Here is a 23,205-nt window from a genome sequence, read left to right on the forward strand (position 1 = left end):
CATTCAGCGTACTCGAATCTCTTGAAACGACGTGTTTTCACTTTGTGAAGTCACCGGGCTGACCTGCCACACCAACCAGCGCACAGGTCCCAGGTCCGCACCACGTTCAGCGGAGTAAACCACTTCGTTAAACGCATCGTGGTTCATTCGGCGAGTGTCAACGGACGTGAGCGGTCGAAACGACTTGGTGTCATTCACGTTCCAGCCGGGATCCTTCTCCGACGCACTGGCGTACAGCGTCCACCGCTGCGGTCCGCGACGCTGTTGAAGATGATGCGACCAAACCGCTACCGAGCGGATCACCTGTGGTTGCCCCAAATCCAACTTGTAGATTCCCGAGGTCACGCCGTTGCCGAACACCGGACCGTAATTGGAATCCAAACGTCCATCGACCAAAACGGACAGCGGTTCATCACGGACACTTTGATTGGCAAGCACCTTTGGAGTGCGTTTCAATCCCGCGTCGACCGAAAACTCATTCGTTGACTGGCGACGGAAAGTGAGAAACGGGACATCGCGAATTTCGATTTGCATTGCTCGTTGATCGCGAATGAGCGTCACTTGCAGCGGTTGGTCACCTGCTTTCAATGTTTCAGCGAGAAGATCATCAACGCGTTTGGTCTTTGAACCGTTAACGGCCTGGATCAAGTCGCCCTCTTTCAATCCTACTTTCGCGGCAGCGGACTGCGGAGTGAAACCTGACAAAGCAATCCCACCCTCGTCCGCACTGACGCCAAACGCGGAAAACTCCGCCCCTTTCAAATCGGACGCTTGCACTCCCATCCAGAATGTGCGTCGAGGAATCGTGATCCGGCCGCTGTCGGATCGTGGGCGATTCATTTGCGACTTGACGTCCAACTCTGGGATTTCAGGAGTCGCGGCGATCGCTTTCAACGATTTGTCTTTGACACCGAATTGGTCCATCGGGAAATTCTCAAACCCGATTTCAAACGCGGGCGAGCCATCCTTCACGCGAAAGTCACCTTGGGACGGATTCACGAACAATGGATCCGCCACGATGGAGTTGCGATCCCAACCGAAGTCGGCGTAACGATCCTTCATTCCCGGAGTTTTGGCATAGTACAGATTCTCGTCGATGCGTTTGCCTTTGGCGGTCGGCGTCGGCATTCGGGCTCCTTGGGGTGCCGCCATAAAGATGTTGCTGAACACCTCATCCCCACTGTCGTTGTACCAGACGTGAGGATGCAAGCCGTTGTTGATTGTGATGTTGTTCCAAGCACGACGGCGAAAGCCTTCACGCAACTTCAGCCCGCCAGACAACATGAGATTGTTGTAGATGTCGTAGTTGGAAGAGCCATCATCCAAATCGATGTCCCAACCGTGGTCACATCGCCAGCGACTGTTGCGAATCACCGTGGTTTGATAGGCGTCCAAGAAAGGGAAGTCGGGTTCGTCGTCGATGACAGCTTGGCTTTCCGCCCGATTGCTGCTCCAGTATCGATCACGCCCCCAGGAGTTGAACGACCCATGATCATGGGTTTCCTGAACGGTATCAAACACATCACAGCGTTCGATCAGGTGTCCGCCCCATGCACCGTCGCCGATGTTGATGCCCGCGCGAGCACAATCGTAGATCGAACAGTCTCGCACGGTGACCTGGCTCGCCATCTCGATTTGTACCCCGGCGGGCTGGCGTTCCACACGTCCAATCCCGTGGATCAGGCAATCGTCCACCACACAGTCAGCAGGATACTGATTGTTTTTGGGCCCGGGCGTTCGATCCACTTGGTTCAGATCGTTCTTCTCGCCATACCGAAACAGCGGATCTCGTACGGCATTCGGATTGCCAACGAAGCAAACACCGCTGGCTCCGGTGTCGTGAATGTGGCACCGCTGGATCTTCACGCGACGGTTGTAATCACTGACAAAAACCGCGTTGCCACCAAGCTGATCCATTTCCGAATCGGTGATGGTGATGTCTTCGGTTCCTTTCAAAAAGACGGCACCGCCACGATAGATCGTCCAATCGGATCGCAGCATTTGCTCTTTGGTTTCCATGAAGGTGCGAGCGGAGTGACGGAAGACAAAACCTTTCAAAGTGATATGCCGAACAGGTTGTGATTCAGTGCCTCGAAACTCGATCAAGTGCCGCAGTCGAACGACCTCGATCTTGGCGGTCTGCAAATTCACCGCCGGTCCAGGATAGAAATACAGCGTGTTTGTTTTCGCGTTGTGATACCACTCGCCCGGTGCATCCAATTCTTCGAAAATGTTCTCGACCATCCGCTGGTCCGCGTGCATTCCCGAGGGGCGGTTGTTCTGCCAGCCTCCTTCGTAGGTCACGTTGCCCTCGGAGTCTTTTCCGGTGATCCGGTAGTGGTAACCACCCCATCGCGAACGGTGCATCGCGTGAATGAAACCGCCAGTCGGATCCTTCCAACCCGCCGCACGAGACTTCGAAAACGCATCGGCGGCGTGGCCCTGATACGCCTGTGTTTTCTTCTGCGGATCGTAGTTCGGATAGCGTGCCATCCGTTGCAGTTGTCCATCAACGAACAATTGATCAATGGACAGTCCGACCGGCGTTGACGTTTGAAAAACTCCATCGCGATAAGGACGCCACTGCAATTCCAGTTTCTTGCCTCCACTCAGGACTGTTTTGCCGCGGTTCTGCGCTTGATAGACCACCGGACATTCCTGAGTCCCGGAATCTTCAGGTCCCAAACGCAACGTATCGGGGAGGTAGTACACACCATCGCCCACGTGAACGGTCACGGGTTGTTTGCCCGCGACGGGCTGAACGATCTGACGTGCACGTTGGAGCGAAGCAACCGGCGATGCCGATGAACCCTTGTTTGAATCGTCGCCCGTCGCACTGACGTACACGTCCAATGCAGAGAGAGACGGCGTCGCCGAGATCAAAAGAACGCAAGCAAAGGAGAATCGCAACATTGCTGTGCCGACGGTCGTAGGTGGGGAGAGGCGGGGGAGTTTCGATCGAATCTCGAGCAGGAAACTCGGCTCCCACCATGATTGATCGTGAAGAAAACGCGACGCGGCAATGCGACTGTCGGCCAACAGTTTGCGTCACCAAGCCCGTGTGTCACCAAACTCGAGTCTGACTGCACTTGAGTCCTACCAAAAAAGGAGGCAGCATCCTTTGTCGGATGGTGAACGCGTGCCTATCTGTCACGAAGATTCGAAAACAGACTTGGATCTGGTGACTCCGGCAAGGAAGACTTCCATTCTTCGAGCATTCGCGTGAGGTCATTGACCGTATTTGATTGCTGATCGCTTCTGTCGTGTTTCTCCAGCGGATCAGCAACGATGTCATACAACTCAAAATGGCTTCCGTCGTTGTTCGCGAGCAATTTCCATCGGTCGCTTACCACCGCGAACGACGCCCAGTGATGCGGCTTGGAAGCCTGTGGCGGCCAGCGAGAGGCATACTTCCAAAACAACGGTTTCGACCGTCCCGAGGTCGGATCGCCCAGCAGTGCTTTCACTTGGCTGATTCCATCCAGCGAAGCGTTCGCGGGAATTTTGACACCGGCCAGTTCACAAAATGTGGGTAGCAAATCGACGGCGCTGATCATTGCCATGCTGTCACGATCGCCAGCTGAGATCTTGCCTGGCCAACGAGCAATGAAAGGAACGTTGATGCCACCTTCGAACAGAGAGGCTTTGAATCCTTTCCGTCCCGACGTGATTCCTTTCGCGGCACCGATCCCAAAACCGGCACCGGTCGCCGTGTCGTAACTCAATTCCAATTTCGCGTTCTTGGAGCCTCTCGCTGGACCGTTGTCAGAACTGAAAATCACCAACGTCTCGTCGGTCACTCCCAAACGGTCCAGTGCGTCCAAGACTTCGCCAATTCGCTCGTCCGCATGAGACAAGACCGCGGCGTAGATCTCGTCCGCTTCACTCAAGCCCGCTTCGTGAAAACGCCATCGATACTTGGGGATCACATGAAACGGCGTGTGTGGTTCATGGATCCAAAGGTTGACAAAGAACGGTTGCTCGGTCGCCACGGCAGACTCGATGAAACGAATCGTTCGGTTCGCGTCATCATGCACTGGCATTTGTTCGCCCGAGCAATTGAATGCTCCGTAGTCGTCATAGCCGTAATCACCAGGCGACGGCGAATCTGGAATCATGTCGTTGGACAGGTGCCATTTTCCGTAGTGTGCAGTTTTGTAACCCGCCGATTGCAGCAGCTTGGGCAACGTCACGGCGTCAGGATCCAACCAATCCGGCATGTTGCGTTTGGCATTGCTGGGCACCCAAGCGAAATGACCATCAATGTTGTGGCGAGCCGGGTATTGCCCAGTCATCACCGCCGTGCGACTGGGAGAGCAAACACCGCTGGCAACCGTGAAACGCATGAAGTCCGTGCCTTCACGTGCAAGTCGGTCGATGTTGGGCGTTTTGACATATGGGTGTCCGTGGCACGAAAGGTCACCCCAGCCCCAATCATCGGCGAAGATGAAAAGGATGTTGGGGCGTGAACTCGACACGTCCGTTTGGCTGGCTGAACTTTCATTCGCTCGCGTTGTTGATCCGGAAACTGTTAGTCCGAAGACACACCAGCCCAGCCAGACAGCAGTCACAAGGCGGAACCACAGCTTGGCTGGCGTAGCACGAGAGTGTTCACGAAACACATGCCTCGCTAGTCGAATTTGAACGTTGGTCGATTCTTGGTCGATCATGTCCGCCTGGTGCATTTCGTTCTTCGCTCGAGGTAAGTCTGGACGGCGACAACTTCGTCGTTGCAAGCTCATCAAATGGATTGACTCCACGCTAAACGTTGGCCGAGGCACGAGCAAGCAAATGCCGGTGGACCGCACGCACCGAAGTGAAATCGTCCGCGTGTTGGACGATTCGCTGACGCAAGCGGCACTTCGGCTGCCGTATTTTCTCGCTGTGTTGTCGCAAGTGATTGGTGTCATCTGCGCAAGCACTTTGTCTGGGTTGTTTTGGCCCGGAAGTGTTTTAACGCAGATCGTTTTCAAGCTTCCTCGGGATGGTTCACCCACCACCGCCCTTTGTTATGCTCTCGGGGAGGCATCGCTTTTCAAATCGTCAAGACGACGCCTGGCTTCGCCGTCTCCCCACAATCCCCGCTTTCCATCACGAGTTGCACGTTGAGTCATTCCGCACCCTCCCCCAGCGTTTGGACTGGTGACTTTCCCAAGATTGGTATTCGCCCCACGATCGATGGACGTCTGGGCGGCGTTCGTGAATCCTTGGAAGATCAAACGATGGGATTGGCGAAACGCGTCGCCGAGTTGATTCAGTCAGAAGTCCGTTATCCAAACGGAGAACCGGTGGAGTGCGTGATTGCTGACACTTGCATTGGCGGCGTCGCGGAAGCCACGGCTTGCGAGTCGAAGTTCCGCCGTGAGAACGTCGGTGTGTCACTGACGGTAACACCATGTTGGTGCTACGGGTCGGAAACGATGGACATGGATCCAATTCGTCCCAAAGCCGTCTTCGGTTTCAACGGGACGGAACGACCGGGGGCGGTTTACTTGGCCGCTGTGTTGGCGGGGCACACTCAGAAAGGCATTCCCGCCTTTGGCATCTACGGACGCGATGTCCAGGATTCCGGCGACGCAAGCATGCCGGCGGACGTGCAGGCGAAACTGCTTGATTTCGCGAGATGCGGATTGGCCGCAGCGTTGATGCAAGGCAAGTCGTATCTGTCGATGGGCGGAACCTCAATGGGGATTGCGGGCTCGATGGTGGACTATGCCTTCTGGGAAAAGTGGCTGGGCATGCGCGTCGAAGACATCGACATGAGCGAATTCGCCGGCCGCATGAAACGTGGGCAGTACGATGCGGAGGAATTTGAACGAGCGATGTCTTGGGTGAAGGAGAATTGTCCCGAAGGCGAAGACTACAACACGGAGTCCGCCAAACGGTCCCGCGAACAACTGGACCAAGAGTGGTCGGACTGTGTGAAGATGACTTTGATCGCTCGTGACTTGATGGTTGGCAATCCGAAGCTCGCCGAGATGGGACTGAAGGAACAATCCCAGGGACACAATGCGGTTGCGGCGGGATTTCAAGGTCAACGTCAATGGACGGACCATTTTCCCAATGGCGACTTCATGGAGGCGATCCTCAACACGTCGTTCGATTGGAATGGCAATCGTGCGCCGTACGTCGTTGCGACCGAAAACGACGCTCTGAACGGAGCGACCATGTTGTTCGGTCATTTGCTGACCAACACGGCCCAAATTTTCGCGGACTTGCGGACCTATTGGAGCCCGGAAGCGGTCGCGAAAACTTGCGACGGGTACAAGCTTGAAGGAGCCGCCAGTGACGGTCTGTTGCACCTGATCAATTCGGGCCCCGCAACGTTGGATGGAACGGGGCAGCAAGCCGACTCGGACGGAGTGCCGACGATGAAGCCGCACTGGAACATCACGGATGAGGAAGTCCAGCGATGTTTGCAGGCCACCACCTGGCATCCGTCGATGACCGAGTACTTTCCGGGCGGAGGCATGAGCACGCGGTACCGCACGCAGGGCGGCATGCCATCGACCATGACGCGAATCAATTTGGTGGACGGATTGGGGCCCGCCTTGCAAATCGCGGAAGGCTATACCGTGGATTTGCCTGAGTCCGTGCATGACACGTTGGACCAGCGTACCAATCCAACTTGGCCAACGACCTGGTTCGCTCCCAAATTGACCGGCCGCGGTGCGTTCACGTCGACTTATGAAGTCATGAACCATTGGGGGTCGAACCACTGCGTTTTGACCGCCGGTCATGTGGGCAACCTTTTCATAACGCTAGCGTCGATTCTTCGCATTCCGGTTTACATGCACAACGTCGATGAGGCTCGCGTGTTCCGTCCGAGTGTGTGGAACGCGTTCGGAACCGACGATTTGGAATCGGCCGATTTCCGAGCCTGTCAGAATTTTGGTCCGTTGTACGGACGCCGTTGATTCGATTTTCAAACTCAAGTAGGTCCGGTTCCACCGGACTTTTTCTTTTGGCGTCGTCGAGCAACGTTGTTTGTGGAGGGCGTGTGCGTTGGTGCTCGGCGTTCGCTGGGGTGGTTTGTGGGAACCGCGGCTAACGCCGATCGGCTGTTTGTTTGGTTGGGACGGGGTGTTGTTTCTGTAGGTCCGGTTCCACCGGACGTTTGCTTTCGGCGTCGTCGAGCGGCGTTATTTGGGGAGGACCTCTGCGTTGGTGCTCGGCGTGCGCCGGGGTGGTATGTGGGAACCGCGGCTAACGCCGATCGGCTGTTTGGTTGGTTGGGATGCGGCGTTGGTTCTGTAGGTCCGGTTCCACCGGACGTTTGCTTTCGGCGTCGTCGAGCGGCGTTATTTGGGGAGGACCTCTGCGTTGGTGCTCGGCGTTCGCCGGGTGGTTCGTGGGAACCGCGGCTAACGCCGAACGGCTGTTTGGTTGGTTGGGATGCGGCGTTGTTTCCGTAGGTCCGGTTCCACCGGACGGTCGTGGTGGGGATGGGGTCGGTTCGTGACGATGGCGGCGGATGGGGCGATTGGTGGGGACTGGCAATCCTTCGCGGTAAAAAAAAGTGGGGGGATCGGAGGAGTGTCACTGGACAAGGGGTACGTTTGACTAGGTCTGCCATTTCCCTCGCTGCGCACGTCGACCATCATGTCCTCGTTGGATACCACCTTCGAAATTCTGACGCACCATTCGTCTCCGAGTGCAGGGGAAGTGCTATGCGTTGGTGCCACCAGCAACGATCCGTCGACGAAGCTGCGAAGTGTCAAAGCGATCGCTCATCGACGCGACGCGAAAACGCTGAATTGGTTGGTCAATCGATTTGACAAGTTTCGTGAAGTGATGCTGTCCGGCTTGCTGGATGAAACCGGCCATCTCGATTCAGGGTATCTCGGCAAAGCCGTGGTTCGTCAACTGAAAAAGGCGAGCTGGAACCAAGCCGTGGGTTTGCGGCTGATCAACATGGCCGAGTGTTTCAACCAAGCCGATGCGTTGGAATCGCTGATTCAAATTTCGTTGGAGCACGACGATTCGCTGATCCGCGCCGCAGCGGCGGAGGTCGTTTTGTCCTTGTCCGCATCGCTGTCCAAATCGGTTCGCCATCGAAGCGACGGCAAACGCTTGGATCCGGATGCGGAACGATATCGGCAACGCATGGCCGAAGCCTTGGGGCATGCGGTGGAGCAATACCATGTGCACCGCAACAACGATCTGTTGGATGCATTTCTGGTGATTTCTGACTGGAACGACGTTCTGTTGCAACGGTTGTTGGCAGACGAATCACCCACGCAAGAAACGTTGGTGCGGCGGCTCAAAAACAGCGAGCACCAGTCCGTCTTGCACCTGTTGGCGGGCTTTGTTCGACGTCGAAAAATCCCCGGTGCCGTGGTGGGAGTCTTGCTGCGTCGTCACGATGCCATGTTCTGCGAAGCGTTGTTGGAAACGATCGGTGACCAACCCTCACCGGTGGTCAGCATCAACCTGAAAGAGTATGGACTGCCCGACTGCCTGCGAGGCGGCGAGTCGTTCATGAGATCACTGGGGAGCGATCGCGACATTGCCATGTGTCATGCTTACTCGCTGGCCATGCCGCATGAACCCGAAGTCATCCACATGGTGTTGGCGATGTTGCAACGCAACGAAGAGGGAGCAATTCGAGCCGCGGAGACTTGCTTGAAACGCGTGGACGCTCCCTCATTGGAATTTTGGATCTCGATTCTGGAAGCCGCGTTGGACGATGAATCGCCGGAAGAAGCCGGTGGTGATGCATCGATCGCTGACCGCGCGACGATGATGATGAACTCGCTGATTCAACTGACGGACCATCCTGAAAAGTTGTTGTCGCAATCTGCTCAACGCTTGCTCACGCATTTGAACACGGCGGAAACGCTTCCTGTGTTCGCGGACCTTGATCCGGAAGTCGGCAAGCGTCTGGGGCAAGTCCTGATGGGAGCCGACGAAACAACGTTGGACGTGATCCGCCAGGGATTGCGACACGCGGTTCTGCAAAACCGACTGGATGCAATCGGGTTTGCCGAGACGCTGGGGCTGATCGACTTGATGATTGAGCCTTTAGAAAGCATCGCCAAGAACGATCACCAAATTGCGAAGATGCGAACGGCACAAGCGCTCGGGCATGGCCACGGAACCCAATCGGAAGTCTTGTTGCGTGAGATGTGCTCGATGCAAAAAGGCTCGTTGCGTGATGCCGCGATCGAGTCCATGGAAATGCGAGGATTGACGTTGTGATTGGTATGCAAAACTGGAATGACAATTCCACCATGTTGACCGTGTTGATGAACGTCACGCGGATGGAGGACTTGGCACCTCAGTATCAAAAGGTTGCCGAAGACTCGTCGATGCCGTGGGTGTGGATCGCCGTCGGTGCGATCGTCGCATTGTCAATCATCGGCGGATTGATTTGGAACGTTCGTTTCCGTGAACCGGAGGTTCCGACCAGCGACGCACTGACGATGGAACTCTGCCGAGCGCATCAATTGCCGATTTACCATCGCGGATTGATGGATCGCTTGGCCACGGCGGCAAAGCTCAGTCACACCGCGGAGTTGTTCTTGTCGCCCACGCATTTTGATGCGGCAGTGGAACGCGGGAAAACGAACATGCGTTTACGACGGCATCATCAAATTTGGTTGGGGCAAATCCGCCGCTCGATTTTCTGTGCGGATTGAGTGGAAACGGCGGGGCGTCAGACGCCCGCCACCTCACAAGCCTTGTAGACAACCTTCGCTTGACGAAATCCCAAGCGTTCATAGAGTCGCACTGCGGGCGTGTTTGCCGTCGTGACTTCCAGGTGCATTCGTTTCAGACCGGCGGATTGGAAACCAGCGGCGGATCGCATCATCAGCAACGCTCCCAAACCATTGCCACGATGTTCCGGGACGACGCCTAGGTTCTGGACCGCTCCCCATTCGTCCAGGTCCAATCCTTGGATCGTTCCGACGGGAATTGGACGTCCGCCCACTCGATCGCGATAGCGGATCAACCAAGTCGCATTGGGTACGAAGCTGGCTCGTCCGGTGATCTCGCGCATCAAACGCAGGCAGCCATCCCGACGGCTCAGGCAGGGGAACACATCAGCGTCCATCTCGCTGCGGAACGAGTGATACTTCGCCGCGGCGTGTTCTCGAATCAATCCATCGTCGTAAGGGACCCACTCGTAGCCGCGTTGTTCCAGATCCGGTGCATCCCAATGTGGTGTCCAGTCGCGCAGGTCGAGTTCCATGCGGTAGCGGCGAAAGTAAGTCATGCCCATGTGGGTTGCCCCCTTTCCTGGATCACGGTCTTCTGTGAACAATTCAGTTTACCACACCAGCCGACATTTGAGATGCATCCTGATCCGTTCCCCACGCCCTTTGCCCCATTGTTTGACGACGTGATCGTTCTGACCGGCCCGACCGCGTCAGGGAAAACGGGGTTGGCCGTGCGGGTTGCGGAGACTTTGGCGGATCAGTCCGGCGGTCGTTGCGAGATGGAGATCCTTTCTTTGGACGCCATTGCGGTCTACCGAGGGATGGACATCGGGTCGGCCAAGCCCACCGCCGATCAGCTGGCACGCGTCCCCCACCACTTGATCGATTTGGTCGATGCGTGGGAGGAATTCAGTGTGGCGGAGTATCTGACTGCGGCTCACGCGGCGGTCGAGGACGTGCGGCAACGAGGCAAAATCCCGATGTTTGTCGGCGGGACTCCCATGTATCTCAAAGGCATCTTGCGAGGGTTCGATGCGGGACCGCCCGCGGACGAAGCCTTTCGCGAATCGGTGGAGGCGGATCTCAAAGAACATGGCATCGATGCGTTGCGAGCACGATTGCAGCAAGTCGATCCATTGTCGGCCGCCAAGATCGATCCGGGGGATTCGCGACGCATGATCCGAGCGTTGGAGTTCGCTCGAGCGACGGGCACTCCGATCAGCCATCGGCAGTTGCAATTCGACACGGCACGAAGTGCCGAAGAAGGGCTCGTTTTCGCGATGCGAGTGCCTCGGCCGGTGCTGCATCAACGCATCGAACAACGGGTGGAACAAATGTTTCGCGATGGATTGGTGGCAGAGGTCCAGGCTCTGTTGGACGCGGACAAGCCTTTGTCCAAAACGTCTCGTCAGGCCGTCGGCTATCGTGAAATTTTGGAAGCGATCGAGCAGGGACAACCGGCAGAATCAGCGGCGGAACAAGTCGTCTTTCACACCCGACGGCTGGCGCGACGCCAAGAAACGTGGCTCCGTTCGTTCTCCGAAATTCGCGGATTGGGGCGGTTTGACGCCGATGCTGCGCCCGACATGGATGTTTGCGAGAAAACCATGGTGGACGCGATCTTGCAACGTCACTTGATTTAAGGTCGTCGTCTTTCGCCACCAGGGACCCGCGTTTGTCATCTCGTGAGCTCTGCCGCGTCGCCCAGATGTTCTCACGGAGTTGAGCTCGGCGGCGATTCAATCGTTTCCGGCGGGATCACTCGTTGCCATTGCGAGTCGTCCTCGAAATTGTCTTTGGGAAAGTAGAGCACACGTCCGCTTTCCAGTTCCCAGCAAAGCACCGGAAGCTCATTGATTGCGTGAACCGACGCTCGGACGCACTCCTTGCGAGACATCAAGATCGCGTTGCCTTGCGTGGCCCAGGCGACTTCTTCCGCGCCGATCCATCCTTGTTGTTGCCAGGTCCACGGATGGCTGGGGATCGACAGCCACTTCCACGTCTTCGCGAATGAATGCAGGTAGTAGAGGGCGGCGATCGCAGCCAGTCCGGCCCAGATCATGGAGTCGCTCTGAAAGCTGACGCACGCAATCACCGAAAAGAAAACCAGTAGAAAGCCGAGCCACCCGAGCGAGCGACGAATGCCACCGTGATCGACCGGATAAGGAACATTGACGGTGCCACTGAACCGCGTCGCGTCCTTGGGCGGAGTTCCCAGAGCAACCACGTTGTCTGCGATTTGTGAGGCTTCGTCCTCGGTAACGAGGCATCGTTGGTGCCATTCTCCTCGTAGTAAATTCCAGGTTTCCAGATCGAACGCATGGAACAGATGGTTCGCCAGGTACAGTTGGGTGTAGACGCCTTCGTGGAGAGGGACACGAACTCCTGTTGCAATTCTTTTGGCTTGCCAGCAGTAATGATGGTTGAATCGGTGAAGGTTCTTGCCGTCCCAAAACAGCAACCCACCGCGGGTGAACTTGCCCGCGGCTCGGCCCAGCAGATCCGGGCGTTCCTTCAGAACTCGTTTCGTGCGACGTTTGGGACTGATCGCTTGCGTGGCAACCGCGAATGCGATCACGACACAAAGCATCAATCCTGCGCCGAAATATTCGGGAGTCGCATTGGGGCGGCCTGGAAGACCGAAAAGCATGAGCAGCGAAACTCCGGTGAACGCGGGAATGATGATTCCCCACATCAAACCGGCCAGCAGAAACCACAGCCGTCGTTCTGGGATCAATCGGCGAACATCCGCCTCTGTAATGACTCCGTCGAAAACCAATTCGTCGGGCGAGTTGGGCTCCAGCAGGACATGCGGAGGATGGGTCGGTTCGTGCGGATTCGCATCTGCCGTTGGCGCAACCGCGTAGGGATTGGCCTGCGAGCGGGGTTCCGCCACGCGAGATTGGTCGTCGGCGGATTTGGAGAAGACCGAAGAGAACGCGGTGCTGAAGAAACGAAAGGCAAGACTCCAACGATGCGAAGTCTCATGCAAAGTCCGTTTCGCGGCGATGCTCATTCCGGCGGATGCCAGCCGTAGGTATCGACCAAGCCGCCTCGCACAATTTCACGCAACTGAGCCAATCGCACGGGTTTGCGAAGAATCTTGTAGGCCCGCATTCGCGCCGCCTCTCGTTCGATGGCTTCATCCATCAAGGCGCTCATCAGCACGTACGGCATCGCGTTGGGGCGTTTGCATAGTTCTCGCATCACGTCCAATCCGGTGACCCGTGGCATGTGAACATCCAGCAGCACCATATGGATCGAACCTCGCTCGATCACACGCAAAGCTTCGTCGCCATCGCTGGCTTGTTTGGTTCGAACGCCACCGCGCGCGAGGGCTTCGCAGACCACGCCGCGAAAATCGGCGTCATCGTCGGTGACCAGTACTGTGGGGGTGATGCCGGTGTCGACCATGCAAACCCATCTCCCGCTGACAATTCGATACGAAGTCCCACGTTCGATGCAGAACCGACTCATTATACGTCACGGCTCGCATTTTGGGTTGTGGGATGGCGTCAAATCTGCAACGCAAAAATGTCGCGTCTAAGCCGCGGCTGATGGCGGGATCTGCGGATTGCCGGGGTGGTGTGACGGGTGGCAGGCCGGGGCCGCGAAGGATGTGTGGGTCACGGTGAGCGAATCCACCGATGTTTCCGGCTATCATGGAGGCGTCCTCATCTCGGTCCATTTCGTTGGGTTTCCGTTCTTCTCTTCGGCCAGCGATTTCTCGAACTCGTCCAACCCAACGACGCCTCGAACGGAGTGCTCGCAGTTGAATTCCCAAGCCCCGCCACCCGCTGAATCTGGCTCCGGCAAACCAGCCGCTCCGGCAAAGTCGGTCGCCAGCCCGCCCGGGGCCAATGCCGCGGGACAACCAGCCGATGTGGCCTTGGTCTCTGAGCTGTCCAAGCGAGTGATCGGCAACGTCGAGAACGCGATTGTTGGCAAGCGAAAACAGCTGGTGCTCTCGATGGTCGCGTGGCTCAGCGGAGGCCACATTTTACTGGAGGACGTCCCCGGAGTTGCCAAAACCATGTTGGCGCGGGCATTGGCAAAGAGCTTGGGATGCCATTTCAAACGAGTTCAATGCACGCCGGATTTGTTACCGACCGATGTGACCGGCACCTCGATCTTCAATCAGAAAACATCCGAATTCGAGTTTCGGCCGGGACCCGTCTTCACGCAGATTCTGTTGGCGGACGAGATCAACCGCGCAACGCCGCGAACTCAGGCATCGTTGTTGGAAGCGATGGCAGAATCTCGCGTGACGGTGGATGGAAAATCCTACTCGTTGAATCCTCCGTTCCTGGTCATCGCGACACAAAACCCGGTGGATCACGAAGGCACGTTCCCGTTGCCGGAGGCTCAGCTGGACCGTTTCCTGATGCGGTTCTCGTTGGGGTACCCGTCGGTCGAAGAAGAAATGCGAATGTTGGATTTGTTGCAATTCCAACATCCGGTCGATGCGATGACGTCCGTGGCGACGGCGGAACAATTGGTCGCGGCTCAGAAAGCCATTCGCGCGGTGCACGTGGACCCGCGAGTCCGGCATTACTTGCTGCAGATCGTTCATCAAACGCGTCACAACGACAACTTGGCATTGGGGGGCAGTCCCCGAGCGACGATCGCATTGTTTCGATGCGCGCAGGCGATGGCGGCGATCCGAGGCCGCGCGTACGTGTTGCCTGACGATGTGAAAAAGATCATCGCACCGGTGATGAACCATCGGTTGATCCTGAGACCCGAAAGTCGTTTAAGAAAACTGACCACGGAAAAGGTTTTGGAGGAGATCTTGGGTGAAATTGCGGTGCCAACGATCTCCACATGAGCAACCAAGCGAGCGACGATACGGTGAAGCACCGTGTGACGGACGATGACGTGATTTCACCGTCGTCCCCGTCACGTTGGCGAGTCGTGGTGGTCGTGTGTGCGATCGTGCTGGCACTAGGAATGGTCGCGGGAGCGGGATTGTGGATGACCGCCGCGATCACCGTGGCCGCAGTGATTGCGATCGGCAATTGGGTCGCAGCGGAATGGTCGCGTGGTGTCGTAGCGGTGCGATTGAATTTGCCCGAAGAAGGTCGCGACATCGAAGTGGTGATCGGCTCGCGTGTTCCGGTGACTGTCAACATCACCAACCAAGGTCGATTGCCCGTCGCGTGGGTATTGGCTGAGGATTTGATGCCGCGTGGGGCCGCGCGAGGTGCCCAACAGTCCCAGGGCAGCCTGTTCGATCCTCGACAAACGCCACTGCCGATTGAGGGCGAACGCTTGGCGGTGATGGCGTTATTGCCAGGGCAAACGAAAGCGATCCAGTACAGCGTTCGTTGCGTTCGACGAGGCTATTTCCAAATTGGACCGATGGTGTTGGAAACGGGTGATCCGGTGGGCATGTTCCGTCGGTATCGTTTGGGGGCACGTCCGATGTACATCACGGTGCTTCCGAAGATTCAACTGCTATCGACCTACGAGATTGGATCACGACGCCCCATTGGCGAAATCAAAATCCGCGCGTCGTCGATGACCGACCCAACGAGGCTTCGCGGCATTCGGGAATGGCAGATCGGCGATCCGCTTCGCAGCGTGCACTGGGCCGCGACCGCACGGACCGGAACGTTGCACAGCAAAGTGTACGAACCATCGTCCGTTGCCGGAGCGACTTTGGTGTTGGATCTGCACGTGGAAACCAATCCGGATCGTCACGAACCGCTCCGCACTGATCTGACCATCACGACCGCCGCGTCCATTGCAGCGGCCTTGCACGATGCTGGTGAACCGTTCGGGTTAGCGACCAACGGACGCGACGCCGCGGACCGAATTCGAACCGAAGGTTTTCGCGGCGACCACCGCGTGCGAGATGCGTCGGTGAAGGCGGCGGGGCTGAAGAAAAAAAACGATCGTTTGCGACCGGTGTTGGTGGATGTTGACCGAGGACCGGTGCAGCTCAAGGAAGTCGTTCGCACCTTGGCTCGGTTGGAACGAACCGACGGTTTGACGCTGGCGGAATTTCTGGTTGAAACCGAATCGCGGTTGTCCAGCGAGACGACTTTGTTGGTGATGTTGCAACAAGCGACCGAGGCGGACATCGGTGCCTTGGTGGGGTTGTCTCGGCGCGGTTGGGCAATCGCGGTGATCATCAACACGCTTGATCTGGATCGCTATTCCCGAATCGCGGGACCGTTGTTGGCTGAGAAAATTCACGTCAGCCACCTCAAGGACGAAGACAGCATCATGGACGTTTGCCGAGCGCAAATGGCTCGATAGATTCGGTGATCGCTCGAATGCCAACGGTCACCTGCTCGCGTTCAGTCTTTCAAGTCGTACACCTGCCCGTAACGGCTTCGCAGGCTGTGGATCAACGGGGCAGCCGAGAGTGGTTTGCCAGTCGCTTCGACAATCAGTTCATCGACGGTTCGCGTGCGGCCTTTTTGATGAACGTGTCGGACCAGCCATTGGTGAAGTGGAGAAAATTCACCACGCCGAACCATCGTGTCTAAATCGCCCAGCTCATCCTTCGCCGCATCGTAGAGCTGTGCTGCCGCCAGATTGCCCAACGTGTACGTCGGGAAGTAGCCAATCAAACCCGCACTCCAGTGCACGTCTTGCAAGACGCCATCGGCAGCAGAAGGTGGGCGAACGCCGATGACTTCTTCGTAGGCATCTGACCAAGCCACCGGCAAGTCGTCGGTGGATAGGTCGCCACCGATCAGAGCTTGTTCCAATTCGAAACGAACAATGATGTGCAGGTTGTAGGTCGCCTCGTCGGCTTCCACACGGATCAAAGATGGCTGCACCGCATTGAAACAGCGATGCAGTTGCTCGACGGTGGCATCGCCCAAGGTCGTCGGGAAGTGCTCTTTTAGGGTTGGCGTGAAGTGTTCCCAAAACGCCAGCGTTCGGCCGACCAAGTTCTCCCACAAACGGGATTGCGATTCATGGATCCCCAACGACGCGTAGCTGCCCGGTGGCAATCCAAACCAGTCCTCCCGCATGCCTTGTTCGTACAGACCATGGCCAGCTTCATGGAGCGTGCCGAAGATGCTGGTGGGCAGGAAATTTGATTCGTAGCGTGTCAGGATCCGGCAATCCGATGGTCCCAAAGTCGTGCAAAACGGATGCGATGTTTCGTCCAACCGGCCTCGCTCGAAATTAAAGCCGATGGCTTCAGCGATCAAATGCGAAAATTTTTGTTGGGACGCTTTGTCGAATGTTTGGGTGATCAGTGACGTGTCGACTTGTCGCGGCGAATCCGAAATTTCTCGAATCAGTTCGACCAGATCGGCTCGCAGGTCGGCGAACGTCTTGGTCAACGCGGCGGCCTTGGCACCCGGTTCGAATTCGTCCAGCAAGGCTTCGTAAACCGTTTGCGATTCCGTTTGCAGCCGCTCGCCCGTTTCGCGTTTCAGAGCCAGCATTTCATCCAGCGCGGGCTGAAACAGCTTGTAGTCATCGGCTTTGCGTGCCGCGTCCCAAACGCCTTGGCCACGAACGCTGCAGGAAGCCGTACGTTGCACCAACTCGCTGGGGAGTTTGCATTGTCGATGGTAATCGCTGGCCAGCCATTTCAGCGTGGCTCCGATATCACTGTGAGGATCCTTGGCCGCGTCCCAATCCTGCAAGGTTTGCAGTTGTTCTCCCACACGCGGCGATGTTTGCATGTCATGGACCAGGCCTCGCAGATAGGCGACTTGTTCGGCGCGATATTCGGCCCCACCCCGCGGCATGCCGGTGCGTTCATCCCATTCCAACGTGTCCGCCGTGGTCGATAGCTTGGCCGCATCGCGAAACGTTTGGCAAAGCGATTCAAAGGTAGCAGCTTGGTTGGTGGCAGCGTGACTCATTGCAATGACTCCATGAAAAATCCCCGGCACAGATTCCTATGCCGAGGACGTTGTCATGTTCTCGCCTGTTTTGCAAGCCGCCGAGGTGTGCGGATGCAGCTCAGCGTCTGATTTTCTGCTGGTATGAGCCGACTGATTGATTTCGATGGATACGCCACTCGATCAGCGAGTCGGTTCCACGTCCCATCGGAACAATGTCAGGTTTCGGAATCGGCGAACTTGCATGGCTTTTGCACGATCGACGCCGGCGGTTCTGTTTTCTTCTTCCATCGCCTGCTGCGATAGGTTTCTCGTCAGCAACCAGTGGTCTTCCTCAAGCTCGGGTGTCATTGCGGAGGGCTCTCGTTCGATCTGTTCTCGCAAGATGTTCTGCCAGGAAGCGTGGGGCTGCTTCGCTCCCAGAACGTGCACGACCACTGTCTGCGAATCATCCTTGGCAGCCACCGCGTATTCGCCACGGATCGGCAACGACAGATATTCGCGCAGCGGTGAGTCGGTGATTTCTCCGGCCAACCAAGGTTGCTCGATCAAATCAGGATCCAGCCACAGGTGCACGATCGATTTGCCAGAAGAATATGTTGTCTTCGATTGAGATTGGAAGTGTGCGATCGATTCTCGCCAGGGTTCGCCACGATAGATCCAGTATCGGCTCGCCACCCGTGGTGGGATTTCCGTTTGGATGGAACTTTGCGTCCAAAACAGCAAGATCAGACACGATGCCCCCAACCCGATCGACAATTTCTCGTAGGAGCGTGCCGCCTGCAGCGTGGAGATCCAAGTTCCAAGCACGAAGCATCCGATCGGCAGCCCGGCGATGAAATAGCGTCGGTGCCAAAGAGGAACGCCGCCAACGTCAGCCAGAATGAATCCGGCGGTTGCTGCAAAGACGAGGACGGTCGTGCCAAGCCATGATGACGCGATGATTGGAGTGGTCGCTCGGTGGGAATTCGCGAGCCGGCGAATGAGAATCGACGCCAGCAACGGAATCACGATCCAAGCCAACCAAGGCCAAAGAGTCCACATTACATATAGCGACTTTGGTTGGCCAAAAGCCGACCAAGCGTCACGGCGTTCCCAGATGTCTTGTTGAGCAAATGCGAAGGCGACCGCGACGCAAAGCCATCCGGTCGCGAAAAGCAGGTGCCACTTGGCTGTGGCTTTCTGTCGACCTGTTAGCTGGTGGTCTGGGTTGATCGACTCGTTTGATTGTTGGCGATACAGGCTCCATCCCGTCGTCGCGACGACCAGCGGAGCCAACGTCAGCAGCGAGGTGATGTGCATCAGCGCGGCGACCAGCACGCTGGCGTGCAGACCGATCCAGCTCGACAAACGTTGATTCCTTGGATCCCTCAGCAACAGTGCCGCGAAAAACAGACTAAATGTGGCACACAGAATGACGACGGCGTAAGGTCGCAGCTCGGTGCCAAAGAAACCGGCGTTACGATCCAAAGCCAGTGCCAACCCCGCGAATGTGGCGGCGATGAAGCTGCTGCCAACGGCCAACACCGCGCGAAACAAAACCACGCTGGAAAGACTGACACAAAGCACACTGGACAATCGCAGCAAACATTCCGCGGGGTAGCTCGGCCAAGACGACGGCGAGACGATCGACTGCCACAACCACATGCACCAGAAATACAATGGTTGCTGGTTGCCCATGCGGGCTCTCTCGGCCACCTGCGACAATTCGCCCGTGATGCACCACGATGTGTGCAGTTCGTCAATCCAAAAACTCTCGCCGGTGAATGGCCAGCGAACCGCGAACGTCAGCACGAAGAGGACGCCGGCAATCGCTCCATCCAGCCATCGTCGGTGCCGAACGTCACGTCGTGTGACCTTTGCGCGAGAGCATTCGGGTTGGCGATACCGTGTGGAGCGAAACATGGTGCAAGCCTAGCTCAATGTTGCTGGCTCGGTAAACTGACCCACGCGACGTCCCGAACCGCTTTGCCGCCGCACGAATGCTCTGTGTTGATGGCTCTTAGCCGGCCGGTTGCCTGGTTGATTGGGGACGTCCGCTCGTTGTTGCTTCCGTCTTGTCATTCACCGTCAACGTTGCAGTTCTCCGCCGTGTCAGAATTTTCGATCCAAACCGTCGACGCTCGCGATCCTTCCTCGGACGACGCCGTGGAAACTCTGGCGGCTCTTCGCGAAAAACTGAGCCCGCGTGGTGACTTGGTGAGCCCGCGTGGCCGCGAACTGACGCAGAAAGTCTTTCGCAAACCGCTGACGCCGGTCGAAGTGGTCGAGACGATTTGTCGAGACGTGCAATCCGATGGCACCTCGGCTCTGCTGCGGTACACAAAATCGCTCGATGGAGCCGAATTGTCCGCAGCCGAATTGCGGGTGCCGGAAGAGGATTTGAAAGCCGCCCACGCGAAGGCCGACGGAAATTTGATCGAGACCATTCGCCGAATCCGAGACAACATCGTCGAGTTTCAATCCGCGATTTTGCATCGAGACGTCACCATCACGCCTCGCCCCGGAGTTTCGTTGACCCAACGATACGTCCCGATTCCTCGCGTCGGAATCTGTGTCCCCGGCGGGGCCGCGGCTTACCCGTCGACGGTGATGATGACCGCGATTCCGGCTCAGGTCGCCGGCGTGGACGAAATCGCGGTGGTGGCACCTCCCACACCGTTTGGTTCCTACAACACGGACATGTTGGCGACGTGTCATGAGCTGGGCATCAAAGAGGTTTATCGTTGTGGCGGTGCCCAAGCCGTCGCGGCGATGGCGTACGGATGTGATGCGATGCCCGCGGTCGACAAGATTGTTGGACCGGGGAATTTGTTCGTTGCACTGGCCAAGAAGCTGGTCTTCGGCACCGTCGACATCGATTCGTTTGCGGGGCCCAGCGAAGTCATCGTGATTGCCGATGAATCCGCGGACGCAGCGTTTGTGGCTTCGGATTTGATTGCTCAAGCGGAACACTCGCCCGGGTCGGCGATTTTGATCACTTGGGACGAGTCATTGATCGCCAAGGTGGAATCTGAACTGGCGGAGCAACTGCAGGCACTCGAGCGAGGCGACCTTGCTCGCGACGCGTTGGCGGATTTTGGTGCTTTGATTCTTGCTCGTGACGCGGATCAGGCATGTGAACTCACCGATTCTTTCGCTCCCGAGCACCTGCAGATTGAAACGCGAAATCCGGAGTCGTTGATTGAAAAAATCCGACACAGTGGAGCAGCGTTTTTGGGGCACCACACGCCGGTTGCATTGGGCGATTATGCGGCGGGACCCAGCCACGTGTTGCCAACGGGAGGCACCTGTCGTTGGGCGGCCGGGTTGTCGGCCAACAGTTTTTTGCGGTCTGGCAGCGTGACGCAGTTCACCGAGTCGGCTTTGGCGGAGATCGGTCCCGACGTCATCACGGTGGCGGAAAAGGAAGGTTTGACGGCTCACGCTCGCAGCATCTCGATCCGCCAGTGTTGATTCACGGGGAAGCGAGCCACTGAGGCCTGCACGAGTTGAACCGCCGCCATTTCGATCGAATCTTGGTGATCGATGCGATCGTGACGATCGTTTGAATGCGGTTGTTTTGCCTGATCGGTGACCCCCGATTGATGCCACCGGCGAACCATTGTTTCGGCCGATTTGGCTGGGCTTTTCCCCGCAAATCGGGGGCGGCCGGCGTCATTGCCCGTTGAGAAAACGGGCTCGGATTGCTACGTTTTTCAGTCGCTTTCCACGCACCCCCATCGCCTATTTCGGCCGGATTTCAGTGATCGCCCCCAACCTCGCTTCCCAGCTTCCCGACAACCAACGCATCGTCATCACCGGAGTTGGGCTGACTTCGCCCAATGGCAACGATTGGGGAACCTTCCGCAACGCTTTGCTGGAAAAACGCAGTGGCGTACAGCCATACGAAATTCGCTACTTCGGCGAGACGCTGGCGGGCGTTTGTGATTTTGATGCCAAGAAGTATCAATCGAAAAAAGACATTCGCCGAGGAACGCGTGCGGGCAGTGTCGGCGTTTACGCGGCACAAGAAGCTGTCGCTCATTCGGGCATCGATTGGGCCAATGTCGACAAGGATCGAGTCGGCATTTACGTCGGCGTGACCGAGCACGGCAATGTCGAAACCGAAAACGAAATTCACGTGATCAAGGGATTCGACTACGACACCAGTTGCTGGTCCCACCATCACAATCCTCGGACTGTGGCTAACAACCCGGCTGGTGAAATTGCGCTGAACATGCAGGTCACCGGGCCGCACTACACGATCGGTGCGGCGTGTGCGGCGGGCAACGCGGGGATCATTCAGGGCGCTCAAATGCTGCGTCTGAACGAATGTGACTTGGCAATCGCCGGCGGCACCAGCGAGAGCATTCACACGTTTGGGATCTTTGCCAGTTTCAACAGCCAGAATGCTCTGGCAACCCACGAAGATCCAACCCTCGCTTCGCGACCGTTCGACCAAAAACGCAATGGCATCGTCGTCGCCGAAGGAGGTTGCTTGTATACGTTGGAGCGACTCAGTGACGCTAAGGCTCGCGGGGCGGAGATCTATGGCGAGCTGGTTGGTTACGCGATGAACACTGACGCGACCGATTTCGTGTTGCCCAACCCGGAACGCCAGGCTCAGTGCATTCAAAAGGCTTTGAAGCAGGCGGGTTTGGCGGCGGATCAAATCGACATCGTCAGCACGCACGCGACGGGAACCAGCAGCGGCGACATCCAGGAATGTGCTGCGTTGCGAACGATCTTTGGCAAATGCGAAAACGTTCGCATCAACAACACCAAGAGCTACATCGGACACGCGATGGGGGCCGCCGGGTCGCTGGAGTTGGCCGGGAACTTGGCGGCGTTTGACGACAACGTGGTTCACCCCACGATCAATGTTGACGAGCTGGATCCCGAATGCGACTTGCCTGGTTTGGTGCTGAACGACCCGCAAGAAAAGCCCAAGGTCGACTACATCTTGAACAATTCGTTCGGGATGTTGGGCATCAATTCCGTCGTCATCGTCGCTCGCGTCTAGAAGCCAGAGATCAGAGCGGAGGAATGAGGGCTGAGGGCTGAGCTGAGAATTGAGGGCTGAGGAATTAGGTCTCAGGGCTGAGGAAGCAGGGGTGAGGAAGCAGGGGTGAGAGGGCGAATTGCGGCTGGGGTCGGTTGGGGGCCTGATCGCGCGGCGGGTCATGCACCTGCTATTCCCTGTTCACTAAACTTTTCGCATTCGGAGATGGGCACCGCCAAACTCGCTCATCACACCCGCTCCCCCAATTCTCAGCACTCCGCACTCAGCACCCAGTTCTCAGCACTCCCCCCGCTGCGTCCCTCTGTCCTGTCGGTTTTTCACCCCCTTCGTGCCCCTTGTGTCGAAGTCGAAAGCCGTCGAAACTACTCCATTCCCGTGCCGTCGTCGTGTTTGCTCGCGATGTGGTTCGGGGCAGAACGGACCTTTCCCTTTCTCTCGTATCCCACTGTTCCTTTCATGACTCCCGCCGAAATTCGCCAAGAAATCATCGATATCCTCGACGACATTTCTCCCGATGAGGACCTCGACAACCTGGATGATGACAAGGCGTTTCGAGAACAGTTGGAATTGGATTCGATGGACTTTTTGGACATTGTGATGGAGCTTCGCAAGCGTCACCGCGTGCAAATTCCCGAGGAAGACTACGGTCACCTCGCCAGCATGCAATCCACCGTGACGTACCTCGAACCCAAGATGAAGGATCTGTGATAGCGACTAG

16 protein-coding genes are annotated in these 23,205 nt (G+C 57.0%); 9 read left to right on the top strand and 7 right to left on the bottom strand.

Translation table 11 applies throughout. The annotated features are described in order from the left end of the window. Positions 1-3: 3 nt before the first annotated feature. Positions 4-2,913, bottom strand: coding sequence for a right-handed parallel beta-helix repeat-containing protein (locus LOC70_RS12160; RefSeq protein WP_230253850.1), 2,910 nt, complete (start codon positions 2,911-2,913; stop codon positions 4-6). A 230-nt stretch (positions 2,914-3,143) separates the two neighbouring features. Continuing rightward, positions 3,144-4,556: a sulfatase family protein gene (locus tag LOC70_RS12165; RefSeq protein ID WP_230253906.1), complete on the bottom strand. Its 1,413-nt coding sequence runs from the start codon at positions 4,554-4,556 to the stop codon at positions 3,144-3,146. Between the two features lie 549 nt (positions 4,557-5,105). On the opposite strand from LOC70_RS12165, the gene LOC70_RS12170 reads away from it, so the two are divergent. From LOC70_RS12170 to LOC70_RS12180, 3 genes are all read left to right on the top strand, one after another. Then, positions 5,106-6,917 carry an L-fucose isomerase gene (locus LOC70_RS12170; protein WP_230253851.1) on the top strand — a complete coding sequence of 604 codons (1,812 nt, stop codon included), beginning with the start codon at positions 5,106-5,108 and terminating at the stop codon, positions 6,915-6,917. Between the two features lie 685 nt (positions 6,918-7,602). Beyond that, positions 7,603-9,201, top strand: coding sequence for a hypothetical protein (locus tag LOC70_RS12175; protein WP_230253852.1), 1,599 nt, complete (start codon positions 7,603-7,605; stop codon positions 9,199-9,201). Between the two features lie 5 nt (positions 9,202-9,206). Further along, positions 9,207-9,641, top strand: a complete 435-nt coding sequence (locus LOC70_RS12180) for a hypothetical protein (protein WP_230253853.1) — start codon at positions 9,207-9,209, stop codon at positions 9,639-9,641. A 17-nt stretch (positions 9,642-9,658) separates the two neighbouring features. Here LOC70_RS12180 and LOC70_RS12185 read toward each other — a convergent pair whose 3' ends face one another. Further along, positions 9,659-10,225 (bottom strand): GNAT family N-acetyltransferase, encoded by a 567-nt coding sequence (locus LOC70_RS12185; RefSeq protein ID WP_230253907.1) that lies wholly within the window; start codon positions 10,223-10,225, stop codon positions 9,659-9,661. A gap of 72 nt (positions 10,226-10,297) precedes the next feature. Here LOC70_RS12185 and miaA point away from each other — a divergent pair, with 72 nt between their 5' ends. Beyond that, positions 10,298-11,305: a tRNA (adenosine(37)-N6)-dimethylallyltransferase MiaA gene (miaA, locus tag LOC70_RS12190; protein ID WP_230253854.1), complete on the top strand. Its 1,008-nt coding sequence runs from the start codon at positions 10,298-10,300 to the stop codon at positions 11,303-11,305. 71 nt (positions 11,306-11,376) lie between these two features. Here the strand turns inward: miaA and LOC70_RS12195 are convergent, their stop codons facing one another. Beyond that, the gene (locus LOC70_RS12195) at positions 11,377-12,678 is read right to left on the bottom strand and encodes a hypothetical protein (protein WP_230253855.1); all 1,302 of its coding nucleotides are present in this window, start codon (positions 12,676-12,678) and stop codon (positions 11,377-11,379) included. Further along, entirely contained in the window at positions 12,675-13,076 is a 402-nt protein-coding gene (locus LOC70_RS12200) for a response regulator (protein ID WP_230276292.1), read from the bottom strand. Before LOC70_RS12200 ends, LOC70_RS12195 begins: the two co-directional genes overlap by 4 nt. Positions 13,077-13,434: 358 nt before the next feature. On the opposite strand from LOC70_RS12200, the gene LOC70_RS12205 reads away from it, so the two are divergent. Continuing rightward, positions 13,435-14,490, top strand: a complete 1,056-nt coding sequence (locus LOC70_RS12205; RefSeq protein WP_230253857.1) for an AAA family ATPase — start codon at positions 13,435-13,437, stop codon at positions 14,488-14,490. Then, positions 14,487-15,926: a DUF58 domain-containing protein gene (locus tag LOC70_RS12210; protein ID WP_230253858.1), complete on the top strand. Its 1,440-nt coding sequence runs from the start codon at positions 14,487-14,489 to the stop codon at positions 15,924-15,926. The genes LOC70_RS12205 and LOC70_RS12210 overlap by 4 nt, the downstream gene beginning before the upstream one ends. Positions 15,927-15,967: 41 nt before the next feature. Here the strand turns inward: LOC70_RS12210 and LOC70_RS12215 are convergent, their stop codons facing one another. Then, entirely contained in the window at positions 15,968-17,503 is a 1,536-nt protein-coding gene (locus tag LOC70_RS12215) for a carboxypeptidase M32 (RefSeq protein ID WP_230253859.1), read from the bottom strand. Positions 17,504-17,665: 162 nt separating this feature from the next. Continuing rightward, positions 17,666-19,387 carry a glycosyltransferase family 39 protein gene (locus tag LOC70_RS12220; RefSeq protein ID WP_230253860.1) on the bottom strand — a complete coding sequence of 574 codons (1,722 nt, stop codon included), beginning with the start codon at positions 19,385-19,387 and terminating at the stop codon, positions 17,666-17,668. 186 nt (positions 19,388-19,573) lie between these two features. Here LOC70_RS12220 and hisD point away from each other — a divergent pair, with 186 nt between their 5' ends. The 3 genes from hisD (at position 19,574) to LOC70_RS12235 (ending at position 23,195) form a co-directional block, all read left to right on the top strand. Then, on the top strand, positions 19,574-20,938 hold the full coding sequence (gene hisD, locus LOC70_RS12225; protein WP_230253908.1) for a histidinol dehydrogenase: 1,365 nt from the start codon (positions 19,574-19,576) through the stop codon (positions 20,936-20,938). A gap of 289 nt (positions 20,939-21,227) precedes the next feature. Next, complete coding sequence (locus LOC70_RS12230) at positions 21,228-22,487, top strand: beta-ketoacyl-[acyl-carrier-protein] synthase family protein (RefSeq protein ID WP_230253861.1); 1,260 nt, start codon at positions 21,228-21,230, stop codon at positions 22,485-22,487. A 456-nt stretch (positions 22,488-22,943) separates the two neighbouring features. Next, positions 22,944-23,195 carry an acyl carrier protein gene (locus tag LOC70_RS12235; protein ID WP_230253862.1) on the top strand — a complete coding sequence of 84 codons (252 nt, stop codon included), beginning with the start codon at positions 22,944-22,946 and terminating at the stop codon, positions 23,193-23,195. Positions 23,196-23,205: the final 10 nt, after the last annotated feature.

The sequence above is a fragment of the Rhodopirellula halodulae genome (assembly GCF_020966775.1).
Lineage (GTDB): Bacteria > Planctomycetota > Planctomycetia > Pirellulales > Pirellulaceae > Rhodopirellula > Rhodopirellula halodulae.